Origin of the sequence: Roseateles sp. NT4 (assembly GCF_051857475.1) — a bacterium.
Taxonomy (GTDB): domain Bacteria; phylum Pseudomonadota; class Gammaproteobacteria; order Burkholderiales; family Burkholderiaceae_C; genus Pelomonas.
Window position 1 is genome coordinate 945,706 of record NZ_JBPZGZ010000002.1, and the last position, 21,868, is coordinate 967,573.

Here is a 21,868-nt window from a genome sequence, read left to right on the forward strand (position 1 = left end):
GTGACGGCCGGCAACGCGGCGCTCCCGGCTCGCGATGACAGGGGTTTCAGAGCATGGCCATCAGGCCGGCCAGCCAACCGCTGGCCGTGGCCGGACGCCACACCAGGTGGACCTGCTCGACGCACTCGTAGGGGCAGTCGGGTACCGTCAGCCGCACGAGGTCGCCGTGCTGGGCCAGCGCGAAATCGGGCAGATAGGCCAGGGCCTGGCCGCTGCGCACCAGGCTGATCAGCAGCTGCAGGTCGTCCAGCCAGAAGCGGATGCGCCGCGGCAGGCGATCGTCGCGCCAGCCGTCGGCGCGGCTGCCGCGCTCCAGGCCGCAGAACATGGAGTGCTGTGGGCAGGCGAAGTCGTGCTGCAGCACTTCGGCCGTCGGCACCGTGCTGCGTTCGGCCAGCGCGTGGCTGCGGCCGGCGGCCAGCTGCATGCGGATTTCGCCCAGGGGTTTCGTTGCCAGTCCGGTCGGCAGGGCGGCGCCCAGGGCCACGCCGGTGACCAGGGCCAAGTCGCCTTCACCGCGGGCCAGCGCAGCCAGGGCAGCGTCCTCGAACAGCGTCACGAAGTTCAGGCTGGCCTGCGGCTGGCGCTCGGATAGCCGGGCCGCCAGCGCAGCACCGAACCCCCATTGCAGTACAGCGGGCGCCAGCAGGCGGCAATGTGAGCGCAGGCTCACGCCGCGGAACTCGGCCTCGGTCTGCTCGGCCAGCGTGACAAGGGCCAGGGCCCGTTCGCGCAGTCTTTCGCCGGCCGCGTTCAGGCGGATGGCCTTTCCGATGCGGTCAAAAACGGGGGTGGCGAGGGACGCTTCCAGCCGCTTGACAGCCTTGGACAGGGCCGACGGCGTCTGGTGCAACTCGTCCGCCGCAGCGCGCAGATTGGCGTGGCGGGCGATGACGAGAAAGCTGCGCAGGTCGGCGATGTCCATGGGTTTTGTGTCTTGCTGGGCATCGATTATCGACTTTGTTTTGCTTCACAGGCATCATCTGCGGCGGGAAGATCGCCGCCATGGACGCACATCTGAACAACCGGCAGTGGCTTTACCGCCGCCATCCCGAGGGCCTGGTCGGCCCCGAGCATTACGAGCTCGTCACGACGCCGCTGGCGACGGCGCTGTCGGCCGGCGAGGTGCTGGTGGAGGCGCGGTACTGGTCGGTGGACCCGTATATGCGCATCAACCAGTCCCTCAAGCCCACCTACAACGAGCTGCCGCATGCGCTGGACACGGTGCAGACGGCCGGCGTCGTCGCGCGTGTGCTGGCTTCGTCGGTGCCCACGCTGACGGCAGGCGACTGGGTCGAGGGCATGCTCGGCTGGCAGACGCATGCGCGCGTCCACCACTCGGTGCTGCGCAAGCTCGACCCGGCCCTCGCGCCGCCGTCCACGGCCATCGGCGTGCTGGGCATGCCGGGTCGCACGGCCTGGTTCGGGCTGATGGAGTCGGGCCTGCCCAAGGCGGGCGAGGTGGTCGTGGTGTCCGGCGCGGCCGGCGCCGTGGGTTCGCTGGTGGCGCAGTTCGCGCTGAAGAACGGCTGCCGCGTGCTGGGCATTGCCGGTGGCGCAGCCAAGTGCGGGTGGCTGCGTGAAAAACTCGGGCTGACCTGGACGGTGGACTACAAGGCCCACACGGATGCCGAATCGCTCGCGAGCGAGATCAAGGCGCTGACGGGCGGCGTGGACGTCTATTTCGACAATGTCGGCGGCTGGATCACCGACGCTGTCATCCCCCTCATCAACCGCCGGGCCCGCATCGTCATCTGCGGCGCCATCAGCCAGTACTCGGGCGGCCTGGACGCGCCCGAACTGGGCCCGCGCTTCCTGCACCACATGCTCTACCAGCGCGCCACCATCCAGGGCATGCTGGCCCGCGACTATCTGCACCGCATGGACGAGATGCTGCGCGTCGTCGGACCCATGGTGCAGCGGGGCGAGATCGTCTTCGAGGAGACGGTCGTGGAGGGCTTTGACCAGTTGCCGGCGACGCTGCAAAGCCTGTTCACCAGCGACCATCGCGGCAAGCTCATCGTGGAGGCGCAAGCATGAAGCGCCGCGCCCTGTTGACCCTGGCCGCGCTGCCACTGCTGGCGCGCGCCGAAGAGACCGCCATGGGTGGCCACGGCATGGCTGTCTTCGGTGGTCGCGAGGGCCTGTATGCCTCGCATCTGCCGATGTTCCATACGCCGCACGACACGCAGCTCGTGTTCCGCTTCCACCTGGCCGACGCGGCTGCCGACCGAGCCCTGCGCGAGACGCTGGCGCGCCGGCCCAAGCTCTGGACCTTCGACCCCGAGGCCTTCGATCTGCTGCGCTTTGCGCCCGGCCACGCCCAGCCGTTGCGCGATTTCAAGGCGCGTTTCTTCGAAGGCCATTTCGAGCGCGGCGGCAAGCCGCAGAAGGCCGAGCAGCGCGTCGTCGTGGACGAGGTGCTGGTGTTCCGCCGCCTGAGCCCGGCCGAGCGTGATGCGGCGACGGGGCGCTACCGCCTCATCGGCCAGGGCCAGGAGTGGTTCGCCTTCAAGACCATCGACCGCCGGCCCGACTTCGACCACATCGTGCGCCTGCACTCGCCTGGGGTGAAGGGCGAGGTCGATGTCGCGCTGCAGGGCGTCAAGCGACCCGATGTGCAGCGAGCTTTCAAGGCCAGGGGCCTGACCGAGATCTACTTCGAGACCGACGACCTGCGCTGATCCGTCCGGCGTCAGCTCTGCCGCACCCGGTCCCGGGCCACGGCCAGCCAGCCCACCAGCGTCTCGGCGTCGACGGGCTTGGAGGCGTGGTCGTCGAAGCCGGCCGACAGGGCCATGTCGCGGTCCTGCAGCGAAGCCAGGCCCGACAGCGCGATCGCATAGCTGCGGGAGCGGCCATCGCGCATCTCGTGGGCGCGCACCCAGCGCATCAGCTCGAACCCGTCCTGGCCCGGCATGGCCAGGTCGCTGACGATGGCATCGAAGGAGCGTGTCTGCAGCGTCGCCATCGCGGCACTCACGGAGCCTGCCGTCTCGACACGGGCGCCGACGAGGCGCAACAGCTCGCCCAGTGCCTCGCGGGCCTCGGCGTCGTCGTCCACCAGCAGCACCGACAGTCGCAGTTCGCTGCCGATGACGTCGGACGGCACCTGCGACTTGGGCGCGCCGGCGGGCGCATCCAGGGCCGGGAAGCGCACGATGATGCGCAGCCCCTTGCCCAGGCCATCGCTGAGCGCGGCGACGGTGCCGCCATGCGCCTGCGTCAGGTACTTGACGATGGACAGGCCCAGTCCCAGCCCGCCGTGCTCGCGCGTGCGGCCCATATTGGCCTGCGTGAAGCGTTCGAACATGCGGCCCAGCAGGTCTTCCGAGACGCCGACACCGGTGTCCGAGACCGACAGCTCCAGCAGCCCGCCAAAGCGCGTCAGTGCGACCTCGATGCGGCCGCCGCTGGGCGTGAACTTCAGCGAGTTGCTGACGATGTTGCTGACGATCTGCTGCAGGCGCCGGCTGTCGCCGTTGACCATGTGGCCCATGCGCAGGCCGCTGCTGGTCAGGCTGAGCTCGCGTGCCCGCGCGGCGGGCTGCATGCTCTCCAGCACCGCCGCCACGCAGTCACCGAGGTCGATCAGCTGCTGGTCGATGACGAAGCGGCCTGAGGTGATGCGCGAGGCGTCCAGCAGGTCGTCGATGAGCTGGGCCTGGGCTCGGCACTGGCGCAGGATGGTTGCGATCGCCTTGCGCTCGGGGCTCTTGTCTGCACCGGCAGCACCGTCGGGCAGTTGCGGCTGCATGCGATCCAGCACCGCCGCCCAGCCCGAGATCACGTTGAGCGGTGCGCGCAGCTCATGCGACACCAGGGCCAGAAACTCGTCCTTGGCCGTGTTGGCCTGCTCGGCCTCGCCGCGGGCCGTCTCCGCATGGGAGACCGCCAGCTTCAGGTTGTCGATGTCCTCGAACACGATGACGGCGCCATCGATGCGGTCGTCCGAGGTGCGGTAGGCGCGCACGTTGACCAGCCACCAGCGGCCGCTGGCGTCGCGGTATTCGGTCTTGGTGGCGGCCAGGCCCTTGACGGCCACATCCACCATGCGCTCGATGTCGGTGGTGGAGAAGCGGTTGTTCAGTGTCGGCAGTGGCTGGCCGACGCTATCGGGCTGCAGCGAGAACAGCTCTGCCGCCTGGGGCGTGAAATGGCGCAACCGCAGGTGCCGGTCCAGCAGCACGACGGGCAGAGGGATGCCCTCGACGAGGTTGCTGAGATCGTCGTTGGCGACGGCCAGCTGGTCGTTGCGGACCTTCATCTCCTCGTTCAGCGAGTTCAGCTCCTGGTTGGTCGACTCCAGCTCCTGCTTGGCGCTCTGCAGCTCCTCGTTGGCGCTCTGCATCTCCTCGTTGGCGCTGAGCATCTCCTCGTTGGACGTGCGCAGCTCCTCGTTGGCCGACTCGAACTCGGTCACCATGGTGCGCAGCTGGGCGTGGGCCGAATCCAGCTCGGTGGACAGCGTCACCACCGTGCGCTCGAGGTCGCTTTCGCGGCTGCCGCCGCTGTCAGTGCGCAGGGCTTCGAGGTTGAGGGTGTCGCCGGCCTGCTCCTGGATGGTCAGCAGGCAGTGGCGGGCGTCCGCGCCCACGGTGAAGGGCAGGGCCTCCAACGCGTAAACCTTGCCATCGATCGGTACCCTTTCCCGACGTACCGGCGCACCCGATTGCTTGGCCTCGAGCAGCGCGGTGCGGACCGGGACATTCAGTTCGGGCCGCAGCAGCCGCGACAGCGACAGCGTGGCTTCGCCGGTGGCCGGCGCGACGAAGGCGGCCACGTCCCCACGGAACTGCACGACGTCCCCAGCTTCGTTGACAACGAAGCCTGGCGGTACATAGCGTTCCATCGCGCAGCGATTGACGGCCAGTTCGACCTGGTCGGTCTGGACCTTGGCGCGAGGCACGGCTTCGTCGCGGGGTGCGGCCCAAGGCAGCAGGGCTTCCGCCGGCCAGCCACGCCGCGGACGCGGGCCTTCGGCTGCCCTTCGGTACAGATGCGGGTGGCCGGCATGCTCGAAGCCCTGCGCCGCTGACGCTGCCTCGGCGCGGCCCAGCAGGATGTAACCGTCCGGGCGCACGGCATAGTGCAGCACGCCCATCACATGCTCCTGCGCCTCCTTGCGCAGATAGATCAGCATGTTGCGGCAGCTGATCAGGTCCATGCCCAGGAAGGGCGCGTGCGTCATCAGGTTGTGCCGCGCGAACACGCACATCGCCCGGATGTCCTTGCGAATGATGAAGCTGCCGGCGTTCTGCACAAAGGCCTTGGCGACATAGGCCTCGGGCACGTTCTCGACCGAAGCGGCCGAATAGAGCCCCGCCCGGGCCGTCTCGATGGAGGCCTCGTTGATGTCGGTGCCGAAGATCTGCACCTTGCTGTTCAGGCCGTTGGCATCCAGCGCTTCCCGCAGCAGCATGGCGATGGTGTACGCCTCCTCGCCGGTCGAGCAGGCAGGCACCCATACCCGGATGGCGTCGCGGCGCGACTCGATGAGCTTGGGAATGACGCTCAGGCGCAGCACGTTGACGAACTCGGCGTCGCGGAAGAAGGCCGTGACGCCAATCAGGATGTCGTCGCGCAGCGCTGCGGCTTCCTGCGGGTCGGTGCGCAGGTGCTGCAGATAGCCGGTCACATCACGATCTTTTTGCAAAAGTACCCGCCTCAGGAAGCGCCTTCGCAGGTTGACGTCCTTGACGTAACCGAGATTGGTGCCGGTGCGCTCCTGCACGAGCGCCAAGGCAGTCGAGAGCGCATCGCTGTACGAATCCTCGGGCTGTGTCGCCGTCGCATTGCCGAAGCGCTCCATCAACTTGGCGGCGATGTCCTCGACGGGCAGCACCTCGTCAGCCAAGCCTGTGTTGATGGCGGCAATCGGCATGCCATCGTGGTTGGCCGAGGATGGCGCCTGCACCAGCACCAGGCCGCCGCTGGCCTTGAGGTCGACGACGCCGGCCGCGCCGTCGCTGCCGGTGCCGGACAGGATGACGGCGGCGGCCTCGACATCCGGGTCCTGCGCCACCGACGCCAGGTAGATGTCGATGGGCAGGTGCAGGCCCGGTGCGCGCTTGGTGATGCGGAAGTGGCCGTCCAGCGCCGTGGCCGTGGCGTCTTCCGGCAGCACATAGACGCGGTCGTGCTCGATCTTGCGCATGTGCGCCAGCCGCTCCACGGGCATGGCCGTGTGCCGCTGCAGGATGGCGTCGAGCTGGGTCTGCTGGGTCGGGTTCAGGTGGCTGATGACCAGCACTGCGAAGCCCGGCCGCTCGGGCAGCCCCGCCAGCACGGCGGCGAAGGCCTCGATGCTGCCGGCCGATCCGCCAAGAACGGCGACTTTCACGGGTAGCTGTTCTTGCTGCATGTCTTTGATGGGGGATGTCGCAGTCTAGTGGACGGGCGTGTCAGGATGCGGGTGTGATTCCCAGTATGGAAAGCATGATGGACCAACCCAGCGTCACCCTGATCCAGCGTCAGGGCTATCAGTTCGAGCATCACTACGCGCCCGACATCCCGGTGCTGCTGTCCGACGAGCCCGTCCCCTTCGGCACGGGCCTCGGGCCCGACCCGGTCGAGCTGCTGGCCTCGGCCGTGGGCAACTGCCTCAGCGCCTCGCTGTGGTTTGCTTGTCAGAAGTACAAGGACGACCCCTCGCCGCTGCGCACCGAGGTCAAGGCGAGCGTGGGCCGCAATGAGCACGGGCGCAACCGTGTGCAGGGGCTGGCTGTCGACCTGCACCTGGGCAAGCCGGCGAGCGAGCTCGGCCACATCCAGCGCGTCCTCGACACCTTCGAGGACTTCTGCACCGTCACCCAGAGCGTGGCGCCTGCCATCCCCGTCACGTTGCGGGTGCTGGACAGCACCGGTGCTCTCTTGAAGCCCGCCGCGGCCGGCTGATTCTTTGCGGGCCGAGCGCCGGGCCGCTCCCTAGCCGGCCCGCGCCGGCGATGTGCTCGCGGCTCGATGCCGCGAGCATCGCCGTCCCCTCGGGGGATCGGTCAAGGTACTCCTGGACGAGGGGTTTCAGTTCAGGCGGGCATCTCCAGGCCCAGCTCCTTGAGGATGTCTTCGCGGAGCTTGTCCATCTCGGGGCTGATGAGGCGCCGCGGATGCGGCATGTCCAGTTCGAAGCGGGCCTGGATGCGCGTGGGCCGCGGCGACAGCACGAGGATGTGGTCGGCCATGTAGAGGGCCTCGTCCACGTCGTGGGTGATGAGCAGCACCGTGTGCTTCTCCTCGGCCAGGATGCGCAATAACTCGTTGCGCATGCGCAGGTTCATCAGCGCGTCCAGGGCCGAGAAAGGCTCGTCCAGGTACAGGATCTCGGGCTTGACGATGAAGGCCCGGGCCAGTTCCACGCGCTTGAGCATGCCGCCCGACAGTTCGTGCGGGTAGGCGTTCTCGAAACCCTTCAGCCCCACCATGGCGGCGTAATGGTCGGCCAGGGCGGCCTTGTCGCTGCCGTGCTTTTCGCTCAGGCCGAACATCAGGTTCTGCTGCACGGTCAGCCAGGGGAAGACCGAGCCGTATTGCGAGATGACGATGCCCTGCGGGCTGGGGCCAGGGTGGGGCTGGCCGTCGATGAGGACGGCGCCGCTGTCGGGCTTCTCGAAGCCCGCGAGGATGTTCATCAGCGTGGACTTGCCGCAGCCCGAAGGCCCGACGATGGCGACGAACTGGCCCTCACCGACCTCGAAGCCCAGCCCATCGATGACGGGCAGCAGCTGGCCCTTGGCGGCCTTGAAGGCCTTGTTCAGGCCTTGGACGGCAATCTTTGCAGGCATATCAGTGATCCAGTGTTGCGGGCCGAGCGACGGGCCGCTCCCTAGCCGGCCCGCCTTGGGCGATGTGCTCGCGGCTCAACGCCGCGGGCATCGCCGTCCCCTCGGGGGACCGGCCAGACTCGCCCGCGTCCAGCGCGGCGAGCTGGGGGAGGGGCTTCAACTCAACGGACATAGCGCCACCGCACGGTTTTCAGTTTTTCGAGCAGGCGCGTGATGCCGTCCAGCAGCAGGCCGATGACGCCGATGATGATCATGGCGGCGATGACGAGGTCGTAGCGGTTGCCCGCGTTGCGCGAGTCCATGATCAGATAACCCAGGCCCGAGCGCAGCGCGATCATCTCGGCCGCCACCACCACCAGCCAGGCCACGCCCACACCCACGCGCATGCCGACGATGATCTCCGGCAGCACGGCCGGGATGACGACGCGGCGGAACAGCACGCCGCGCGACACACCGAAGTTGGCTGCCGCGCGCAGATAGCGCCGGTCGATGGTGTGCACGCCCGAGGTCGTCTGCACGATCAGCGGGAAGACCGAGGCCATGAAGATCAGGAAGATGGGCGCCACGTCGCCGACGCCGAACCACAGGATGGCCAACGGAATCCAGGCGATGGGCGAGATGGGCCTGAGCATCTGGAAGATGGGGTTGAAGGTGCGGTAGGCGCCCGTCACCCAGCCCATCCACAGGCCCAGCGGAATGCCGACCAGCATGGCCAGACCGAAGCCGATGCCGACACGCATCAGCGACGCGGTGATGTGCTCCCACAGCGTGCCGTCCTCGGCCAGCTCCATCGTGCCGGTGACGACGGCCCAAGGCGTCGGGAAGATGGGGCTCTCCGAGCGGACCACGATCCACCACCACACCCCGATGACGAGGGCGATGACGGCCAGGGGCGGCAATATCTTGGCCAGGCGCGAGTTCAAGCAGAGGTCTCCGTGGTGTTCTTGTTGCGGTGCTGCCAGCGCCACTTCAACCGCGGCCAGCCGGCCTCGGGCGTGGGCGCGACGATGACGGCCATCTGGCCGCTGGCATGGGCGCTGCAGGCAAAGCTGTAGGTCGATGCGACCTCGAAGGGCAGGCGAAAACTCTGGCCCGGCATGATGAGGACGGGCCCGAACTGCTGGGGCACTTCGTCCTTGTTGCGCAGAAGCAGCTGGTCGTTGAGCCCGAGCGTCAAGTGGATGGTGTCGGGCAGGATCTCGACCTTGTCGCCGGCCATGCGGCGGGCGTAGGTGCCGGCCGGAATCTCGAAAAGCTCGTCGCGTGAGGCCAGCTCGAGAGGCGCGAAGGCGGCCCAGGCCAGCGGCGCCAGCGCCACCACCGGCAGGAGCCACAACAGCCGCTTCACTTGGCCGCCAGCAGCAATTGGATGTCGTGCACGAAGTCCTTGGCCTCGTGGCCATAGGGCATCATGGCCCGCAGCCTGCCCGTGCGGTCGATCAGCCAGACCGAGGTCGAGTGGTTCATGCCGTAGGCATTGGGCTGCTTGGCCGCGATCTTCTCGGCGACGACGCCATAGCGCTTGCGCATGGCGGCCAGCTTGTCGGGCGCCTCGGTGCCGCCGACAAAGCTCTTGTCGAAGGCTTCCAGGTATTGGCGGATGCGGTTGACGTCATCGCGTTCGGGGTCGACGGTCACGTAGACGACTTGCACGTCGGCGGCGTCCGTGCCGAGCTGTTTGCGCGCCTGGGCCAGCGTGGCCAGTGTCGTCGGACAAACCTCGGGGCAGTTCGTGAAGCCGAACACCAGCAGCACCAGCTTGCCCTTGAAGCGGGCAAGACTCAGCGGCGCGCCGTCACTGCCCTTGAGCGCGAACTCGGGCGCGGGCTGGGCGGGCTCGAAAACGCCGGCCTTCAGGCGCGGCGTGTTCGCGGTGGCGGCCAGCGGCAGGCTTGCCAGCAACAGGACACGACGCTTCATATCGTGATCGGCGCCGCCTTGGTCGCCTTGACGAAACTGTCGTCCACGTATTTCTCGTAGGCGATGGGCTGCTTGATGGTGCCGGCCTCGATGGACAGCTGCATCAGCTCGTCGAACTCGGTGCGGATCATGCGCAGGTCGCCGTAGGTGACGCGGTCCGTCGGGTTCTCCATCACGAAGCGCAGGATGTTGGGGTCCTGGTTGAAGAACTTGCGCCCGGCGGCGATCTGGATGGCTTTCTCGCGGTTGGCGGCGCCCAGGTCCAGCCAGTTGCCGGCGCCCTGCACATGGTCGACGAGGTTCTGCACCAGGGGGCGGTTGTCCTTGATGAGTTCCTCGCGCACGGTCAGCACGCAGCAGATGTAGTTGCGCCATTCGTCGCGCGTCATGCGCAGCGGCTTGGCGTAGCCGGCACGCTGGGCGGCGGCGCCGAAGGGTTCGCCGGTGCAGTAGGCGTCCACGGCCTTGGCGAAGAGGGCGGCCGGCATGTCGGGCGGCGGCATCTCGACGATCTGGATGTCCTTGGGCGTCATGCCCTCCTGGGCCAGCATCTTGCGCAGGAACAAAAAGTCCACCGCGAAGCGGCTGGGGATGGCGATGCGCTTGCCCGTCAGGTCCTTGAACTTCTTGTAGGGCGAGTCGGTGCGCACCATGATGACAGCGCCCGAGCGGTGGCCCAGAGACACGATCTTGACCGGGATCTTCTTGTCGGCCAGGTCCATCACCAGGGGTGCCAGCATGTAAGCGGCCTGGATGCCGCCCGTCATCAGCGATTCCTTGATCTCGGGCCAGCCGTTGTACTTGCTGTATTCGAACTGGAAGGCCGAGCTGCCCGCGGCCTTGTTGTTGGCCGCCCGGGCCGAGCAGGCGATGGGCAGGGTCAAATTGCAGGTGACCGGCAGGCCGCCGACGATCAGCGGGCTAGGCGCAGCGGCAGCCGAAAGCGGCAAGGCCGCAGCCATGGCGCCTTGCAGCAGATGGCGGCGGCTCAGCCCGGCCGGCGGTGGGGAAGAGGGCAGTTCGGAAGTCATGACAGCGATTTCAGCAATGTGCCCGCTTGGCGCAGGCTGTCCATCCGGGCTGACCGAATTGTGCCTATGTACCTACCTGAGCTGCTCCCAGCTCAATCCATGCTTGAGCAGGTATTTGCGCAGCCGGTCGGCGTCGTTGACGACCTGGCGCTTGTCGCGGGAGCGGTGGAAGAGGCGGCGTCCGGTCTCGGACAGGCTGCTGCTTCGGCGGCAGACGTCGGCCACCGCCTGGAGCTGAAGCTGGTCGAACAGGTCCAGGGCCTGCCAGCTCTCCTCACCGAGAACGGCGGCGAGATCGACCTGGGCGCTGGTGTCGACGGCGTCGCGCTGCCACATCCAGCGCAGGCGCAGGATCTCGGCCTCGACGAGGGCGGTGTCGATGCGGCCACCCTCAGCCAGCGTGGCCAGGCGGGTGATGCTGGCGGACAGGTCGCGGAAGTTGCCGCTCCAGTGGGCGTTGGCGGACTGCGCAAAGGCCAGATAGCGCGCCCGGGCTTCGGTGTTGAAGCGCACGGCCTGCTGGAGTTCGGCGCCGGCGCGTTGCAGCAGGTGATCGATATTGGGCGCCAGGTCCTCGGGCCGCTCTGCCAGGCCGGGCAGCGTGTAGGACCAAAGGTTGATGCGGGCGAACAGGTCTTCGCGGAAGCGCCCGGCCGCGACTTCCAGCCGCAGGTCGCGGTTGGTGCCGGCCACGAGCTGGAAGTCGCTGGCCACCTCGCGGTCGGCGCCGACGGGGAAGAACTTCTTCTCCTCGACCGCCTTCAGCAGCATGGCCTGCTCGTCGGCACCCAGCTCGCCGATCTCGTCCAGGAAGAGCACGCCGCCGTCCGCCGCGCGCAGCAGCCCGGCGCGGTCGGCCGCGGCGCCGGTGAAGGCCCCCTTCTTGTGGCCAAACAGCGTCGATGCGGCGCCATCGCCTCGCAACGTCGCGCAGTTCACCTCGACGAAATCGCCGGCGACCTGGTGGCGGGCCTTCTTCAGCTCGTACATGCGCCGGGCCAGATGCGACTTGCCGGCGCCCGTCGGCCCCGTCAGCAGCACCGGCGCCCGCGAGCGCACGGCCACGCGCTCGACCTCGGCGATCAGCGCATTGAAGGCGGGGTTGCGCGTGGCGATGCCGCTCTTCAGGAAGTCCAGCGCGTCGGCCTGGGCCTGCTCGAAACGGCGCGCAAGGTCGTCGTAGCGGGAGAGATCCAGGTCGATCAGCGTGTAGGTGCCGGCATTGCCGCGTGTCTGGCGCTTGGGCGGCGAGGTCTGCAGCAGCACGCCCGGAATGAAGCGCGACTCGACCAGCAGAAAGAGGCAGATCTGGCCGACGTGGGTGCCGGTCGTGATGTGCACCCAGTACTCCTCGGCGTCGAGGTCGAAGTCATAGGTGCGCACCCAGTCATAGAGGGCGCCATAGACCTCGCCAAAGTCCCAGGGATCGCGCACGCCCATGGGTGCCAGACGCACCTCGGTCTGCGGCGATGCCGAAGCGATGTCGCGGCTGACCTGCTCGGCCAGGCCAATGTGGCCGGGCGCATGCAGCAGCTCGATGCGATCGACGACCAGGTCCTCGTGTTGGGCCATGGACACCGTCGGCCGCCATTTCTCCCAGCGGCCGCTGCCCTGGCCGCTGTCGAGCTGGCTGCCGAGGAAGCCGATCATGACCTTGCGCTTGGGCATAGATATTCAACTAGTTAGCTAGCTGGAATTCTAGTTTTATGGACGGGCAAAAAATCGAGAGCCGAGATGGTTGGACGTCAATGTCCATGCAAATCAATGAGTTGCGAGATTTTCAGGCGAGGAAATGAAAGCTGGCACACCCGTTGCAAAGAGAAGCGGCACAAGTTGAATGCAAGCAGAAAGCAAATGGTCAACACCCAACTCTTCCACACCGCCAACGGCGCCCTGCTGCCCGCAGCCACCGCCCGCAACCAGGCCGGCGCACCCGCCTATGCGCTGAGCGCGCGCCACCAACTGGCCCAACTCGCCGCCACCGGTTGCCTGAATTCCACCTTCTACGCCGACGCCGAAGCCCAGTTCGACCAGATGCTGGCCCTGGCCCAGTCCGTCGACGCCGAGTTCGTCGCCAAGACGGCGGTCTATGCCCGCCAGGCGCACATGAAGGACATGCCCGTGCTGCTGGCCGCGCAGCTGGCTGTGCGCGACGTGGCCTTGCTGGCCAAGGTGTTCAGCCGCGTGGTCGACAACGGCAAGACCCTGCGCGGCTTCGTGCAGATGCTGCGAAGCGGCCAGCTCGGCCGCAAGTCGCTGGGCTCGCGTCCCAAGAAGCTGGTGCAGCAATGGCTGCTGTCGGCGACCGAACAGCAACTGCTGAACGCCGCCGTCGGTACCACGCCGTCCCTGGCCGATGTGGTCAAGATGGTTCACCCCAAGCCCGCCGAAGCCTGGCGTGCCGCTTGGCTCGCCTGGTTGATCGGCCGTCCCTTTGACGCCACCGCCCTGCCGCCGCTGACCGCTGCCTTCGAGCGCTTCAAGCACGAGCTGGCTGAAGGCAAGGCACCCGCTGAAGTGCCCGCCGTGCCTTTCCAGCTGCTGACCGCACTGCCGTTGAAGACCGAGCACTGGGCGCAGATCGCCCGTGACGGCTCCTGGCAGATGGTGCGCCAGAACCTGAACACCTTGGCCCGCCAAGGCGTGTTTGGTGTGAAAGGGATGGAGACGGTCGTGGCCGACAAGCTGCGCGACCCGGAAGCCGTTCGTCGTGCCCGCGTGCTGCCCTTCCAGCTGCTGTCGGCCTACAAGGCAACCGGCGCTGACGTGCCGGCCGTGGTGCGGGAAGCGCTGCAGGACGCGCTCGAGGCGGCTCTGGCCAATGTGCCGGCCTTCGCAGGCCGCGTGGTTGTCTGCCCGGACGTGTCCGGGTCGATGAGCTCGGCGGTGACGGGCAACCGTGGTTCCGCAACGTCTTCCGTGCGCTGTATCGACGTGGCCGCTTTGGTGGCTGCGGCGATCTGTGCCAAGAACCGTCAGGCCCGCGTGCTGCCTTTCGAGCAGGACGTCGTGAAGCTGCAGCTGAACCCGCGTGACTCGGTGCTGACGCAGGCCCAGGCGCTGGCGGCCATCGGCGGCGGCGGTACCAATTGCAGCGCACCGCTGTCCTTGCTGAATCGCGAGAAGGCCGAGGTGGACGTGGTGATCCTGGTCTCCGACAACGAGTCCTGGGTCGACGCGAACCGCCGTGGCGCGACGCAGACGATGCAAGAGTGGGAACAGCTGAAGCGGCGCAACCCGCGTGCGCGGCTGATCTGCCTGGACCTGCAGCCCTACGCGACCACCCAGGCCGTGGAGCGGGCCGACATCATGAATGTCGGCGGCTTCTCGGACGCCGTGTTCACGATGATGGCGCGCTTTGCCGCCGGCCAGACAGGTGCCGAGCACTGGGTGGGCGAGATCGACAAGATCCAGCTCGACCCTCAGTAGCAGAAAGAAGAAAGCGTTTGAAGGGAGCCTCGGGCGAATGCCCGCAGGACTACAGCACCAACAGGTCGCCGCAGGCCCGCAAGCCTGCAACGGAGAACCCGTAGACCGCGTCCTGCGACTCTCGTCGCTCGAGGCTCCCCTTCAACTTCAATGATTTGCGTCGTCGCGTGGCGAATGCCGGTGGGACTACATCCAAAACTGATGTCTCACCACCTGTTTGTCGCCCGCGGGGGCCTTGTTTTCCGGTACGAATGCCGGCAGGACTACATACGGTACGCCGGGGGTTCGAATCCCCGGCCCTGGGCAGCCAGGGCGGCTAACGTCTTGCCTCTCTAGTCGCACCTTTTTGTTTTCGGCGTCGCAAGGCGAATGCCGGTGGAACTACAGCCTTTCACGCTCGTGGTCGCGGGTTCGAGTCCCGCCGGTCCCATACAGGGGGACCGTAGCTCAGGGGATAGAGCACGACTGTTTCACCAACCCTTGTCGCCCTGCGACGCCACTTTGGATTTGAACGAGAAGAACATGGACACCAAGAACTACAACCTCTCCCAGCCCGACGGCGGCGTGCCCATCAAGGCCTGGACCCGCGGTGTGCCCGTGGAGCCCAGGGCGCTGGAACAGCTGGCCAACGCGGCCAAGCTGCCGGTCGTCTTCAAGCATGTGGCGGCCATGCCCGATGTGCACGTGGGCATTGGCGCCACCGTGGGCTCGGTGATTCCGACGCTGAAGGCCATCATCCCGGCGGCCGTCGGTGTGGACATTGGCTGCGGCATGATGGCCTGCAAGACCACGCTGACCGCCGAGGACCTGCCCGACAACCTGGGCCCGCTGCGCAGCGCCATCGAGCGCGCCGTGCCCCACGGCTCGGCGCCCAAGCATCGCGGCCGCGACCCTGGCGCCTGGGAGAACCCGCCTGACTTGGTGGACCAGGCCTGGGCCGGGCTCGTGGACGAGTTCGACTCGCTGTGCGAGCTGCATCCGCGCATCAAGAACACCAACAACCGCAAGCACCTGGGAACCCTGGGAACCGGCAACCACTTCATCGAGGTCTGCCTGGACGAGGCCGGTTCGGTCTGGTTCATGCTGCACTCGGGTTCGCGTGGCGTGGGCAATGCCATCGGCACCCACTTCATCGAGCTGGCCAAGAAGGATGCCGAACAGCATCAGCGCAACCTGCCCGACAAGGACCTGGCCTACTTCGAGGAAGGCGCGCAGTATTTCGGCGACTACGTGCGCGGCGTGGGCTGGGCGCAGCGCTTCGCGGCCAAGAACCGCGAGGTGATGATGGCCAACCTGATCGCCACCGTGCGCACCGTCATCACCAAGCCCTTCGAGGCCCATGTGGAAGCGGTGAACTGCCACCACAACTATGTGCAGCAGGAGCACCACTTCGGTCACGACGTGTTCGTGACCCGCAAGGGTGCGGTGAGCGCCAAGCGTGGCCAGCTGGGCATCATCCCGGGCAGCATGGGCGCGCGCAGCTTCATCGTGCGCGGCCTGGGCAACCCGGAGAGCTTCGACAGCTGCAGCCATGGCGCCGGCCGCGTGATGAGCCGTACGCAGGCCAAGAAGATGTTCACGCTGGCCGATCAGATCAAAGCGACCGAAGGCGTCGAGTGCCGCAAGGACGAGAACGTCATCGACGAGATCCCGATGGCCTACAAGGACATCGATGCCGTGATGGCCGCGCAGCACGACCTGGTGGAAGTGGTCTACACGCTCAAGCAGGTCGTGTGCGTGAAGGGATAGGACAACAAGGAGAACAAGAATGATCGAGATTGACGGCAGCACCGGGGAAGGCGGAGGCCAGGTGCTGCGCACGTCGCTGGCCCTGTCGCTGTGCACCGGCCAAGCCGTGCGCTTCCAGAACATCCGTGCGCGCCGACCCAAGCCGGGCCTGATGCGCCAGCACCTCGCCTGCGTGCAGGCGGCCGCAGCTGTCAGCCATGGGGCGCGCGTGGAAGGGGCCGAGCTGGGCTCGCAGACCCTGGTCTTCGAGCCCGGCGAGGTGCGCGCGGGCGAGCATCACTTCCACATCGGCTCGGCCGGCAGCTGCACCCTGGTGCTGCAGACCGTGCTGCCGGCCTTGATGACGGCGGTGGGCGAGAGCCAGCTGACGTTGTCGGGCGGCACGCACAACCCGATGGCGCCGCCCTTCCATTTCCTGGAGCGCAGCTTCGCGCCGCTGTTGCAAAAGCTGGGCGTGGGCCTGGAGCTGAAGCTGATGCGGCATGGCTTCTACCCGGCCGGCGGCGGGCGCTTCACGGCGCGCATCGCGCCGACCGCGCATCTGACACCCGTGGACGTGCTGAGCCGTGGCGAGCGTGTGGACGCCTTCGCGGAATGCCTGTCACCCGGCATTCCCGGCCGCGTCGCCTGGGCGGAGCTGTCGCTGCTGGGCGAACGCATGAACTGGCCGCGGGACAAGCTGCTGCAGGGCACCGCCCGCCAGGACGAAGGTCCGGGCAATGCGCTGATGGCGACGCTGGCCTACACGGAGCTCACCGAGCTGTTCACCAGCTTCGGCGAGAAGGGCCGCCCGGCGGAGCAGGTGGCGCTGGAAGCGGTGCGCGCGGTGCAGGACTATCTGCGCAGCGACGGTGCCCTTGGCGAGCATCTGACTGACCAGTGGATGCTGCCGCTGGCCCTGGCCGTGCACGCGACCGGCCGGCCCGCCGCCTTCAGCTGCACGATGCTGAGCCTGCATGCGCGCACCCAGATCGAGACCATCACGGTCTTTCTGCCGGTGCGTTTCAGCACCGAGCGGATTGGCAATTCCTGGCGCGTCGGGGTGTCGATGGCTGAATGAGCGCCGATGGGGGCACCCGCTGCTACGCTGCGCGCCCCCATGCGACACCTCATTCCCGCCGACGTCCGCGTCGTCCTCACTTCGAACCGCGGCCTGCGCGCCGTGCTGCTGGCCGACTTCCTCGTACTGCTCAATGAGCTGGGGAGTGCGGTCATCCTGCCGTGGTGGCTGGCCAGCCGAGGCGGCGCGCAGGCGATTGCGACGTTCAGCGTCGCATTGGCAGTCGCGGCCTTCTTCATCGTGCCGGCCGTCTCGCCGTTGGGGGACAGGATCTGCAAGGCTCGACAGATCACGTCGGGGCTGGGTTGCCTGTGCGGCGTGGCGGTCGCGATGGTGGCGCTGTCCTTCAGCGGTGTTTTCAACGTGCCGGCTCTGGCCATGTTGGCCATCGTGCAGGTGCTCGCCGCGTCCTTTGTCGACCCGGCGCGCGATGCCGTGCTGCCTGAAGTCACCACGCCGGCCAGCCTGCCTCTTGCCCTGCGCCTGCGCAAGACGACGCATGCGGTGGCCGGCATCGTCGGCCCGCTTCTGGCCGGCGCAGCGCTGGGCGTGGCGGGTGTCACGGCCACCTTGTGCGGCTCCATTGCGATGCTCGCGGTCGCCATGCTCGTGGCCTCACGGATTCCGAAGGCCGTCACTGTGAAGCCGCGGAGCGGCGGGTTCGATGCCTGGTGGAGCGAGTTGCGCGCCGGGCTGGCCGCCAAATGGCGTGTGCCCATGGAGCGCGGCTGGACGCTGGTGAACTTCGCCGTCTGGATCTTTCAGGGGCCGGTCGTGGGCATGCTCATTCCGATCAAGGTACATGCACTCGGCCTGCAGGGGCAGTGGTTGGGCCTGTGCCTCGGTGCACTCTCGCTGGGGGTGTTGTTGGGCAGTGTCTTCGGCTCGCAAATGCTGGTGAATCGCTTCGGCCGCTACCGCGTGCGTGTGGGTCTGGGCTTCAGCGAGGGTATCGCACTGGCCGCAGTCGGGCTGTCGATGTCGCCGTGGCTGATGCTGACCGGACTGCTGGTGGCCGGCTTCTGCAACGCGGCGATGAGCCTCGTAGGCGCAACGCATCGGGCGCTGGCCATTCCGCAGGAGTACCGCGTGCGCATGTTCGCCGCCGGGTCGATGACAACGCGGCTCGCCGGCGCCATCGGCCCGGCCCTGGTCGGCACGGCTTTGGCAAGCCACAGCGTGACTTGGGTCTACACAGCCTGGAGTTTGCTGATGGCCGTTTGCGTGCTCGGCTTCCTCGCCGTGCCGCGCCTGAAGGAGTTCCTGACGCTGGAGCATGGCGAGATCGAGGACTGGTACCGACGCCAGTACCCCACCGTGTTCCGGTAGCGCGCAAAAAAAAAGGCGGCCCGCAGGCCGCCGTCTTGGCATCGGATCAGACGTGGATCTCAGGGGTACAGGCCGCGCTCCTCGCGTGCCTGCAGCACCCGCGTGCAGGCCACCGTGAAGGCGGCGGTGCGCAGCGGGATCTTGTGCTGCTCGCCCGTCTCCCAGATGTGCTTGAAGGCGCCGATCAGGATCTTGTCCAGGCGGACATTGATCTCGTCCTCGGTCCAGAAGAAGGACGAGAAGTCCTGCACCCATTCGAAATAGGACACGGTCACGCCGCCGGCGTTGGCGATGACGTCGGGCACGACGACGATGCCGCGGTCGGCCAGCACGGCCTCGCCGTCGGGCGTGGTCGGGCCGTTGGCGCCTTCCAGCACCAGGCGGGTCTGGATGCGCTGGGCACGCTCGGCGGTGATCTGGCCTTCCAGGGCGGCCGGGATCAGGATGTCGCTCTTGATGTCCCAGAACTCTTCGTTGGCGATGGTGTCACCGCCCTTGAAGCCGGCCACGCCACGGGTCAGGGCCACGTGGTCGAGCAGGCTCTGCATGTCGAAGCCGTTGTGGTTGACGATGGTGCCGGTGTGGTCCTGCACGCAGACGATCTTGGCGCCGTTGGCGGCAAACAGCTTGGCGGCGATGGAGCCGACGTTGCCGAAGCCCTGCACGGCGACGCGGGCGCCTTCCATGTCGATGTTCAGGCGGCGCATGGCTTCACGGCCCACGACGAAGACGCCGCGGCCGGTGGCGGCCACGCGGCCCAGCGAGCCACCCAGGGGGATGGGCTTGCCGGTGACGACGCCGGTCGCCGTGGCGCCGACGTTCATCGAGTAGGTATCCATCATCCAGGCCATGATCTGGCCGTTGGTGTTGACGTCAGGAGCCGGAATGTCCTGGTTGGGGCCGATGATGATGCCGATCTCGCTGGTGTACCGGCGCGTAACCTTTTCCAGTTCCTTCATCGACAGCAGCGACGGATCCAGGCGGATGCCGCCCTTGGCGCCGCCGTAAGGCAGGTTGACGGCGGCGTTCTTGATCGTCATCCAGCCCGACAGGGCCATCACTTCTTCCAGCGTCACGTCGGGGTGGTAACGCACGCCGCCCTTGCCGGGGCCGCGCGTCAGGCTGTGCTGGACGCGGTAGCCCTCGTAGTGGGCGATGGTGCCGTTGTCCAGCTCGATGGGGATGTCGACGATGAGGGCGCGCTTGGGGCGGCGCAGGGTCTCGACCCAGCGGCTCAGGCTTCCCAGATAGGGCTCGACGGCATCGATCTGCGACAGATAGGTCCCCCACGGACTGTTGCGAGTGGGCGAGACAAACGACAGGTTGGGCATGAAATGCTCCGTAACTTTTGAGTGGGGCGAACGGTATCGCGAAGCCCGCCCGTCTCGCCACGACTTGTCTAGCCAAGTGCGTATGCGCTCATGCAAGGCGTGCATGGCATCGGTTTCCAGTGCCGGATTTCACGTCCGGGACGCCCCGGCGGGCGGTTGAGCGCCGCCCGCATACCATCCGGCAGTGACCTCCCTCGACCTCGCCCTCCTCTATCTGGTGGCCGCCGTCTTCGGCGTGGTCATCTGCCGTTCCCTGAAGCTGCCCCCCATGCTGGGCTATCTGGCCGTCGGCGTGCTGATCGGGCCCAACGCCCTGGCCTTCGCCCACGATTCGGCCTCCATCCAGTACCTGGCGGAGTTCGGCGTCGTCTTCCTGATGTTCGCCATCGGGCTGGAATTCAACCTGCCCAAGCTGCGCGCCTTGAAGACGGCCGTCTTCGGCATCGGCATGGCCCAGGTGGTGCTGACCATCGCCGGCGCCATGGCCGGCAATGTGCTGCTGATCGCCGGCTTCGCCATGCTGGGCATCGCCTGGGAGATGGGCTGGCAGGGCTCGCTGGTGCTGGGTTCGGCCATGGCCATGAGCTCGACGGCCATCATCGTCAAGCTGATGGCCGAGCGCCTGGAGCTGGAAAGCCCCCACGGCAAGCTCGTCATGGGCGTGCTGCTGTTCCAGGATCTGGCCGTCGTGCCGCTGCTGGTGCTGATCCCGGCCCTGAACAGCAGCGGCAGCGAAATGATGACTGCCCTGGCCTGGGCAGGGCTCAAGGCCGCCGTGCTGCTGACCCTGCTGCTCTATGGTGGCCAGAAGGTCATGCGCTGGTGGCTGACCCTGGTGGCGCGCCGCAAGAGCGACGAGCTCTTCATGCTCAACCTGCTGCTGGTCACCCTGGGCCTGGCCTGGCTGACCGAGCACTTCGGGCTGAGCCTTGCCCTGGGCGCGTTTGTCGCCGGCATGCTGATCTCGGAGACCGAATACCGCCACCAGGTGGAGACCGACATCCGGCCCTTCCACGACGTGCTGCTGGGCCTGTTCTTCATCACCATCGGCATGAAGCTGGACTGGCGGCCGCTGGTGGACAGTTGGTGGCTGGTCATCCTGCTGACGCTGGCGCCGGTGGTGGCCAAGTTCGCCCTCATTGCCGGTCTGGCGCGCCTCTTCAAGTCCCCGCCCGGCGTGGCTCTGCGCACCGGCCTGTACCTCGCCCAGGCCGGCGAGTTCGGCTTCGTGCTGCTGACCCTGGGCGCCCAGCAGGGCCTGGTGGCCCAGCAATGGGTCAGCCCGGTGCTGGCCAGCATGGTGCTGTCCATGCTGGGCACGCCCATCCTCGTCATGTACAGCAACCGCATCGTCATGAAGTTGTCCAGCAGCGACTGGCTGATGCAATCGGTGCAGCTGACGATGATCGCCAAGAAGAGCATCCAGTCCGAGGCCCACGTCATCATCTGCGGCTACGGCCGCTCGGGCCAGAACCTGGCGCGGTTGCTGGAGGGCGAGCACATCCCCTATATGGCCCTGGACCTGGACCCCGACCGCGTGCGCCAGGCCGCGGCGGCCGGCCAGAGCGTCGTGTTCGGCGATGCGGCCAAGGTGCAGAGCCTGATGGCCGCCGGCCTGGCGCGGGCCAGCGCCGTCGTCGTCAGCTATCACGACACGCCGTCGGCGTTGAAGATCCTTCACCTCGTGCGCGAGCACGCGCCCAAGGTGCCGGTCGTCGTGCGCACCATTGACGACACCGACCTCGAGAAGCTCAAGACCGCCGGCGCCACCGAGGTGGTGCCCGAGGCCATCGAAGGCTCGCTGATGCTGGCCTCGCATGCGCTGGCCCTGGTCGGCGTGCCCATGCGCCGCGTCATCCGCATCACCCGCGATGCGCGTGACAAGCGCTACGGCCTGCTGCGCGGCTATTTCCATGGCGCCGACGACGACACCGTCGACGAGCTCGACCAGGCGCGGCTGTCATCGGTCACCCTGCCCAGCGCCAGCCCGCATACCGGCAAGCTGCTGGATGACCTCGCCCTGCATGCCCTGGGTGTCGCCGTGGTGTCACTGCGGCGTGCCAATGGCAAGGGCCTGCTGGTCGACGGCGCCACGCTGGCCGGCGGTGACACCCTGGTCATCAGCGGCATGCCGGCGGCGCTGGCCCTCGCTGAAGAGAAGCTGCTCGGCGGTTGATGCCTGGGTGACAAGCGCGCGTGGCGCGCTGCGCCACACTGGCGCCATTCCACCAGGAG

17 protein-coding genes are annotated in these 21,868 nt (G+C 67.4%); 8 read left to right on the top strand and 9 right to left on the bottom strand.

Going from position 1 to position 21,868, the window contains the following annotated elements:
• Positions 1-46: 46 nt before the first annotated feature.
• The gene (locus tag ACS5PN_RS14110) at positions 47-925 is read right to left on the bottom strand and encodes a LysR family transcriptional regulator (RefSeq protein ID WP_439464598.1); all 879 of its coding nucleotides are present in this window, start codon (positions 923-925) and stop codon (positions 47-49) included.
• An 80-nt stretch (positions 926-1,005) separates the two neighbouring features.
• Here ACS5PN_RS14110 and ACS5PN_RS14115 point away from each other — a divergent pair, with 80 nt between their 5' ends.
• Both ACS5PN_RS14115 and ACS5PN_RS14120 read left to right on the top strand, forming a co-directional pair.
• Positions 1,006-2,040 carry an NADP-dependent oxidoreductase gene (locus ACS5PN_RS14115; RefSeq protein WP_439464599.1) on the top strand — a complete coding sequence of 345 codons (1,035 nt, stop codon included), beginning with the start codon at positions 1,006-1,008 and terminating at the stop codon, positions 2,038-2,040.
• Complete coding sequence (locus ACS5PN_RS14120) at positions 2,037-2,684, top strand: hypothetical protein (RefSeq protein WP_439464600.1); 648 nt, start codon at positions 2,037-2,039, stop codon at positions 2,682-2,684. Before ACS5PN_RS14115 ends, ACS5PN_RS14120 begins: the two co-directional genes overlap by 4 nt.
• A gap of 11 nt (positions 2,685-2,695) precedes the next feature.
• On the opposite strand, the gene ACS5PN_RS14125 is transcribed toward ACS5PN_RS14120, so the two are convergent.
• Entirely contained in the window at positions 2,696-6,343 is a 3,648-nt protein-coding gene (locus tag ACS5PN_RS14125) for a CheR family methyltransferase (RefSeq protein ID WP_439464601.1), read from the bottom strand.
• 98 nt (positions 6,344-6,441) lie between these two features.
• On the opposite strand from ACS5PN_RS14125, the gene ACS5PN_RS14130 reads away from it, so the two are divergent.
• The gene (locus ACS5PN_RS14130) at positions 6,442-6,897 is read left to right on the top strand and encodes an OsmC family protein (protein WP_439464602.1); all 456 of its coding nucleotides are present in this window, start codon (positions 6,442-6,444) and stop codon (positions 6,895-6,897) included.
• Between the two features lie 131 nt (positions 6,898-7,028).
• Here ACS5PN_RS14130 and ACS5PN_RS14135 read toward each other — a convergent pair whose 3' ends face one another.
• From ACS5PN_RS14135 to rtcR, 6 genes are all read right to left on the bottom strand, one after another.
• The gene (locus tag ACS5PN_RS14135) at positions 7,029-7,784 is read right to left on the bottom strand and encodes an ABC transporter ATP-binding protein (RefSeq protein ID WP_439464603.1); all 756 of its coding nucleotides are present in this window, start codon (positions 7,782-7,784) and stop codon (positions 7,029-7,031) included.
• A 161-nt stretch (positions 7,785-7,945) separates the two neighbouring features.
• Entirely contained in the window at positions 7,946-8,707 is a 762-nt protein-coding gene (locus ACS5PN_RS14140; protein WP_439464604.1) for an ABC transporter permease, read from the bottom strand.
• Positions 8,704-9,120, bottom strand: coding sequence for a cupredoxin domain-containing protein (locus ACS5PN_RS14145; protein ID WP_439464605.1), 417 nt, complete (start codon positions 9,118-9,120; stop codon positions 8,704-8,706). Before ACS5PN_RS14145 ends, ACS5PN_RS14140 begins: the two co-directional genes overlap by 4 nt.
• Before the next feature lie 8 nt (positions 9,121-9,128).
• Complete coding sequence (locus ACS5PN_RS14150; protein WP_439464606.1) at positions 9,129-9,704, bottom strand: SCO family protein; 576 nt, start codon at positions 9,702-9,704, stop codon at positions 9,129-9,131.
• On the bottom strand, positions 9,701-10,735 hold the full coding sequence (locus ACS5PN_RS14155) for an ABC transporter substrate-binding protein (protein WP_439464607.1): 1,035 nt from the start codon (positions 10,733-10,735) through the stop codon (positions 9,701-9,703). Before ACS5PN_RS14155 ends, ACS5PN_RS14150 begins: the two co-directional genes overlap by 4 nt.
• A 72-nt stretch (positions 10,736-10,807) precedes the next feature.
• Positions 10,808-12,403 (bottom strand): RNA repair transcriptional activator RtcR, encoded by a 1,596-nt coding sequence (gene rtcR / locus ACS5PN_RS14160; RefSeq protein ID WP_439464608.1) that lies wholly within the window; start codon positions 12,401-12,403, stop codon positions 10,808-10,810.
• A 186-nt stretch (positions 12,404-12,589) separates the two neighbouring features.
• On the opposite strand from rtcR, the gene ACS5PN_RS14165 reads away from it, so the two are divergent.
• The 4 genes from ACS5PN_RS14165 (at position 12,590) to ACS5PN_RS14180 (ending at position 18,302) form a co-directional block, all read left to right on the top strand.
• Complete coding sequence (locus tag ACS5PN_RS14165; RefSeq protein ID WP_439464609.1) at positions 12,590-14,164, top strand: vWA domain-containing protein; 1,575 nt, start codon at positions 12,590-12,592, stop codon at positions 14,162-14,164.
• A gap of 522 nt (positions 14,165-14,686) precedes the next feature.
• The gene (locus ACS5PN_RS14170; RefSeq protein ID WP_439464610.1) at positions 14,687-15,913 is read left to right on the top strand and encodes an RtcB family protein; all 1,227 of its coding nucleotides are present in this window, start codon (positions 14,687-14,689) and stop codon (positions 15,911-15,913) included.
• Positions 15,914-15,932: 19 nt separating this feature from the next.
• Complete coding sequence (gene rtcA, locus ACS5PN_RS14175; protein ID WP_439464611.1) at positions 15,933-16,973, top strand: RNA 3'-terminal phosphate cyclase; 1,041 nt, start codon at positions 15,933-15,935, stop codon at positions 16,971-16,973.
• A gap of 39 nt (positions 16,974-17,012) precedes the next feature.
• Complete coding sequence (locus ACS5PN_RS14180) at positions 17,013-18,302, top strand: MFS transporter (RefSeq protein WP_439464612.1); 1,290 nt, start codon at positions 17,013-17,015, stop codon at positions 18,300-18,302.
• A 59-nt stretch (positions 18,303-18,361) separates the two neighbouring features.
• Here the strand turns inward: ACS5PN_RS14180 and ACS5PN_RS14185 are convergent, their stop codons facing one another.
• Positions 18,362-19,633 carry a Glu/Leu/Phe/Val family dehydrogenase gene (locus tag ACS5PN_RS14185; protein ID WP_439464613.1) on the bottom strand — a complete coding sequence of 424 codons (1,272 nt, stop codon included), beginning with the start codon at positions 19,631-19,633 and terminating at the stop codon, positions 18,362-18,364.
• A 184-nt stretch (positions 19,634-19,817) separates the two neighbouring features.
• On the opposite strand from ACS5PN_RS14185, the gene ACS5PN_RS14190 reads away from it, so the two are divergent.
• The gene (locus tag ACS5PN_RS14190) at positions 19,818-21,809 is read left to right on the top strand and encodes a cation:proton antiporter (protein WP_439464614.1); all 1,992 of its coding nucleotides are present in this window, start codon (positions 19,818-19,820) and stop codon (positions 21,807-21,809) included.
• The last annotated feature ends 59 nt before the right edge of the window (positions 21,810-21,868 follow it).

What these genes read in the sequence shown, in the direction of transcription:
- ACS5PN_RS14115 (WP_439464599.1), top strand. Translation starts at nt 1,006, where the DNA reads ATGGACGCACATCTGAACAACCGGCAGTGGCTTTACCGCCGCCATCCC.
- ACS5PN_RS14150 (WP_439464606.1), bottom strand. Translation starts at nt 9,704, where the DNA reads ATGAAGCGTCGTGTCCTGTTGCTGGCAAGCCTGCCGCTGGCCGCCACC.
- ACS5PN_RS14110 (WP_439464598.1), bottom strand. Translation starts at nt 925, where the DNA reads ATGGACATCGCCGACCTGCGCAGCTTTCTCGTCATCGCCCGCCACGCC.
- ACS5PN_RS14120 (WP_439464600.1), top strand. Translation starts at nt 2,037, where the DNA reads ATGAAGCGCCGCGCCCTGTTGACCCTGGCCGCGCTGCCACTGCTGGCG.
- rtcA (WP_439464611.1), top strand. Translation starts at nt 15,933, where the DNA reads ATGATCGAGATTGACGGCAGCACCGGGGAAGGCGGAGGCCAGGTGCTG.
- ACS5PN_RS14180 (WP_439464612.1), top strand. Translation starts at nt 17,013, where the DNA reads ATGCGACACCTCATTCCCGCCGACGTCCGCGTCGTCCTCACTTCGAAC.
- ACS5PN_RS14170 (WP_439464610.1), top strand. Translation starts at nt 14,687, where the DNA reads ATGGACACCAAGAACTACAACCTCTCCCAGCCCGACGGCGGCGTGCCC.
- ACS5PN_RS14135 (WP_439464603.1), bottom strand. Translation starts at nt 7,784, where the DNA reads ATGCCTGCAAAGATTGCCGTCCAAGGCCTGAACAAGGCCTTCAAGGCC.
- ACS5PN_RS14155 (WP_439464607.1), bottom strand. Translation starts at nt 10,735, where the DNA reads ATGACTTCCGAACTGCCCTCTTCCCCACCGCCGGCCGGGCTGAGCCGC.
- ACS5PN_RS14185 (WP_439464613.1), bottom strand. Translation starts at nt 19,633, where the DNA reads ATGCCCAACCTGTCGTTTGTCTCGCCCACTCGCAACAGTCCGTGGGGG.
- rtcR (WP_439464608.1), bottom strand. Translation starts at nt 12,403, where the DNA reads ATGCCCAAGCGCAAGGTCATGATCGGCTTCCTCGGCAGCCAGCTCGAC.
- ACS5PN_RS14130 (WP_439464602.1), top strand. Translation starts at nt 6,442, where the DNA reads ATGGACCAACCCAGCGTCACCCTGATCCAGCGTCAGGGCTATCAGTTC.
- ACS5PN_RS14165 (WP_439464609.1), top strand. Translation starts at nt 12,590, where the DNA reads ATGGTCAACACCCAACTCTTCCACACCGCCAACGGCGCCCTGCTGCCC.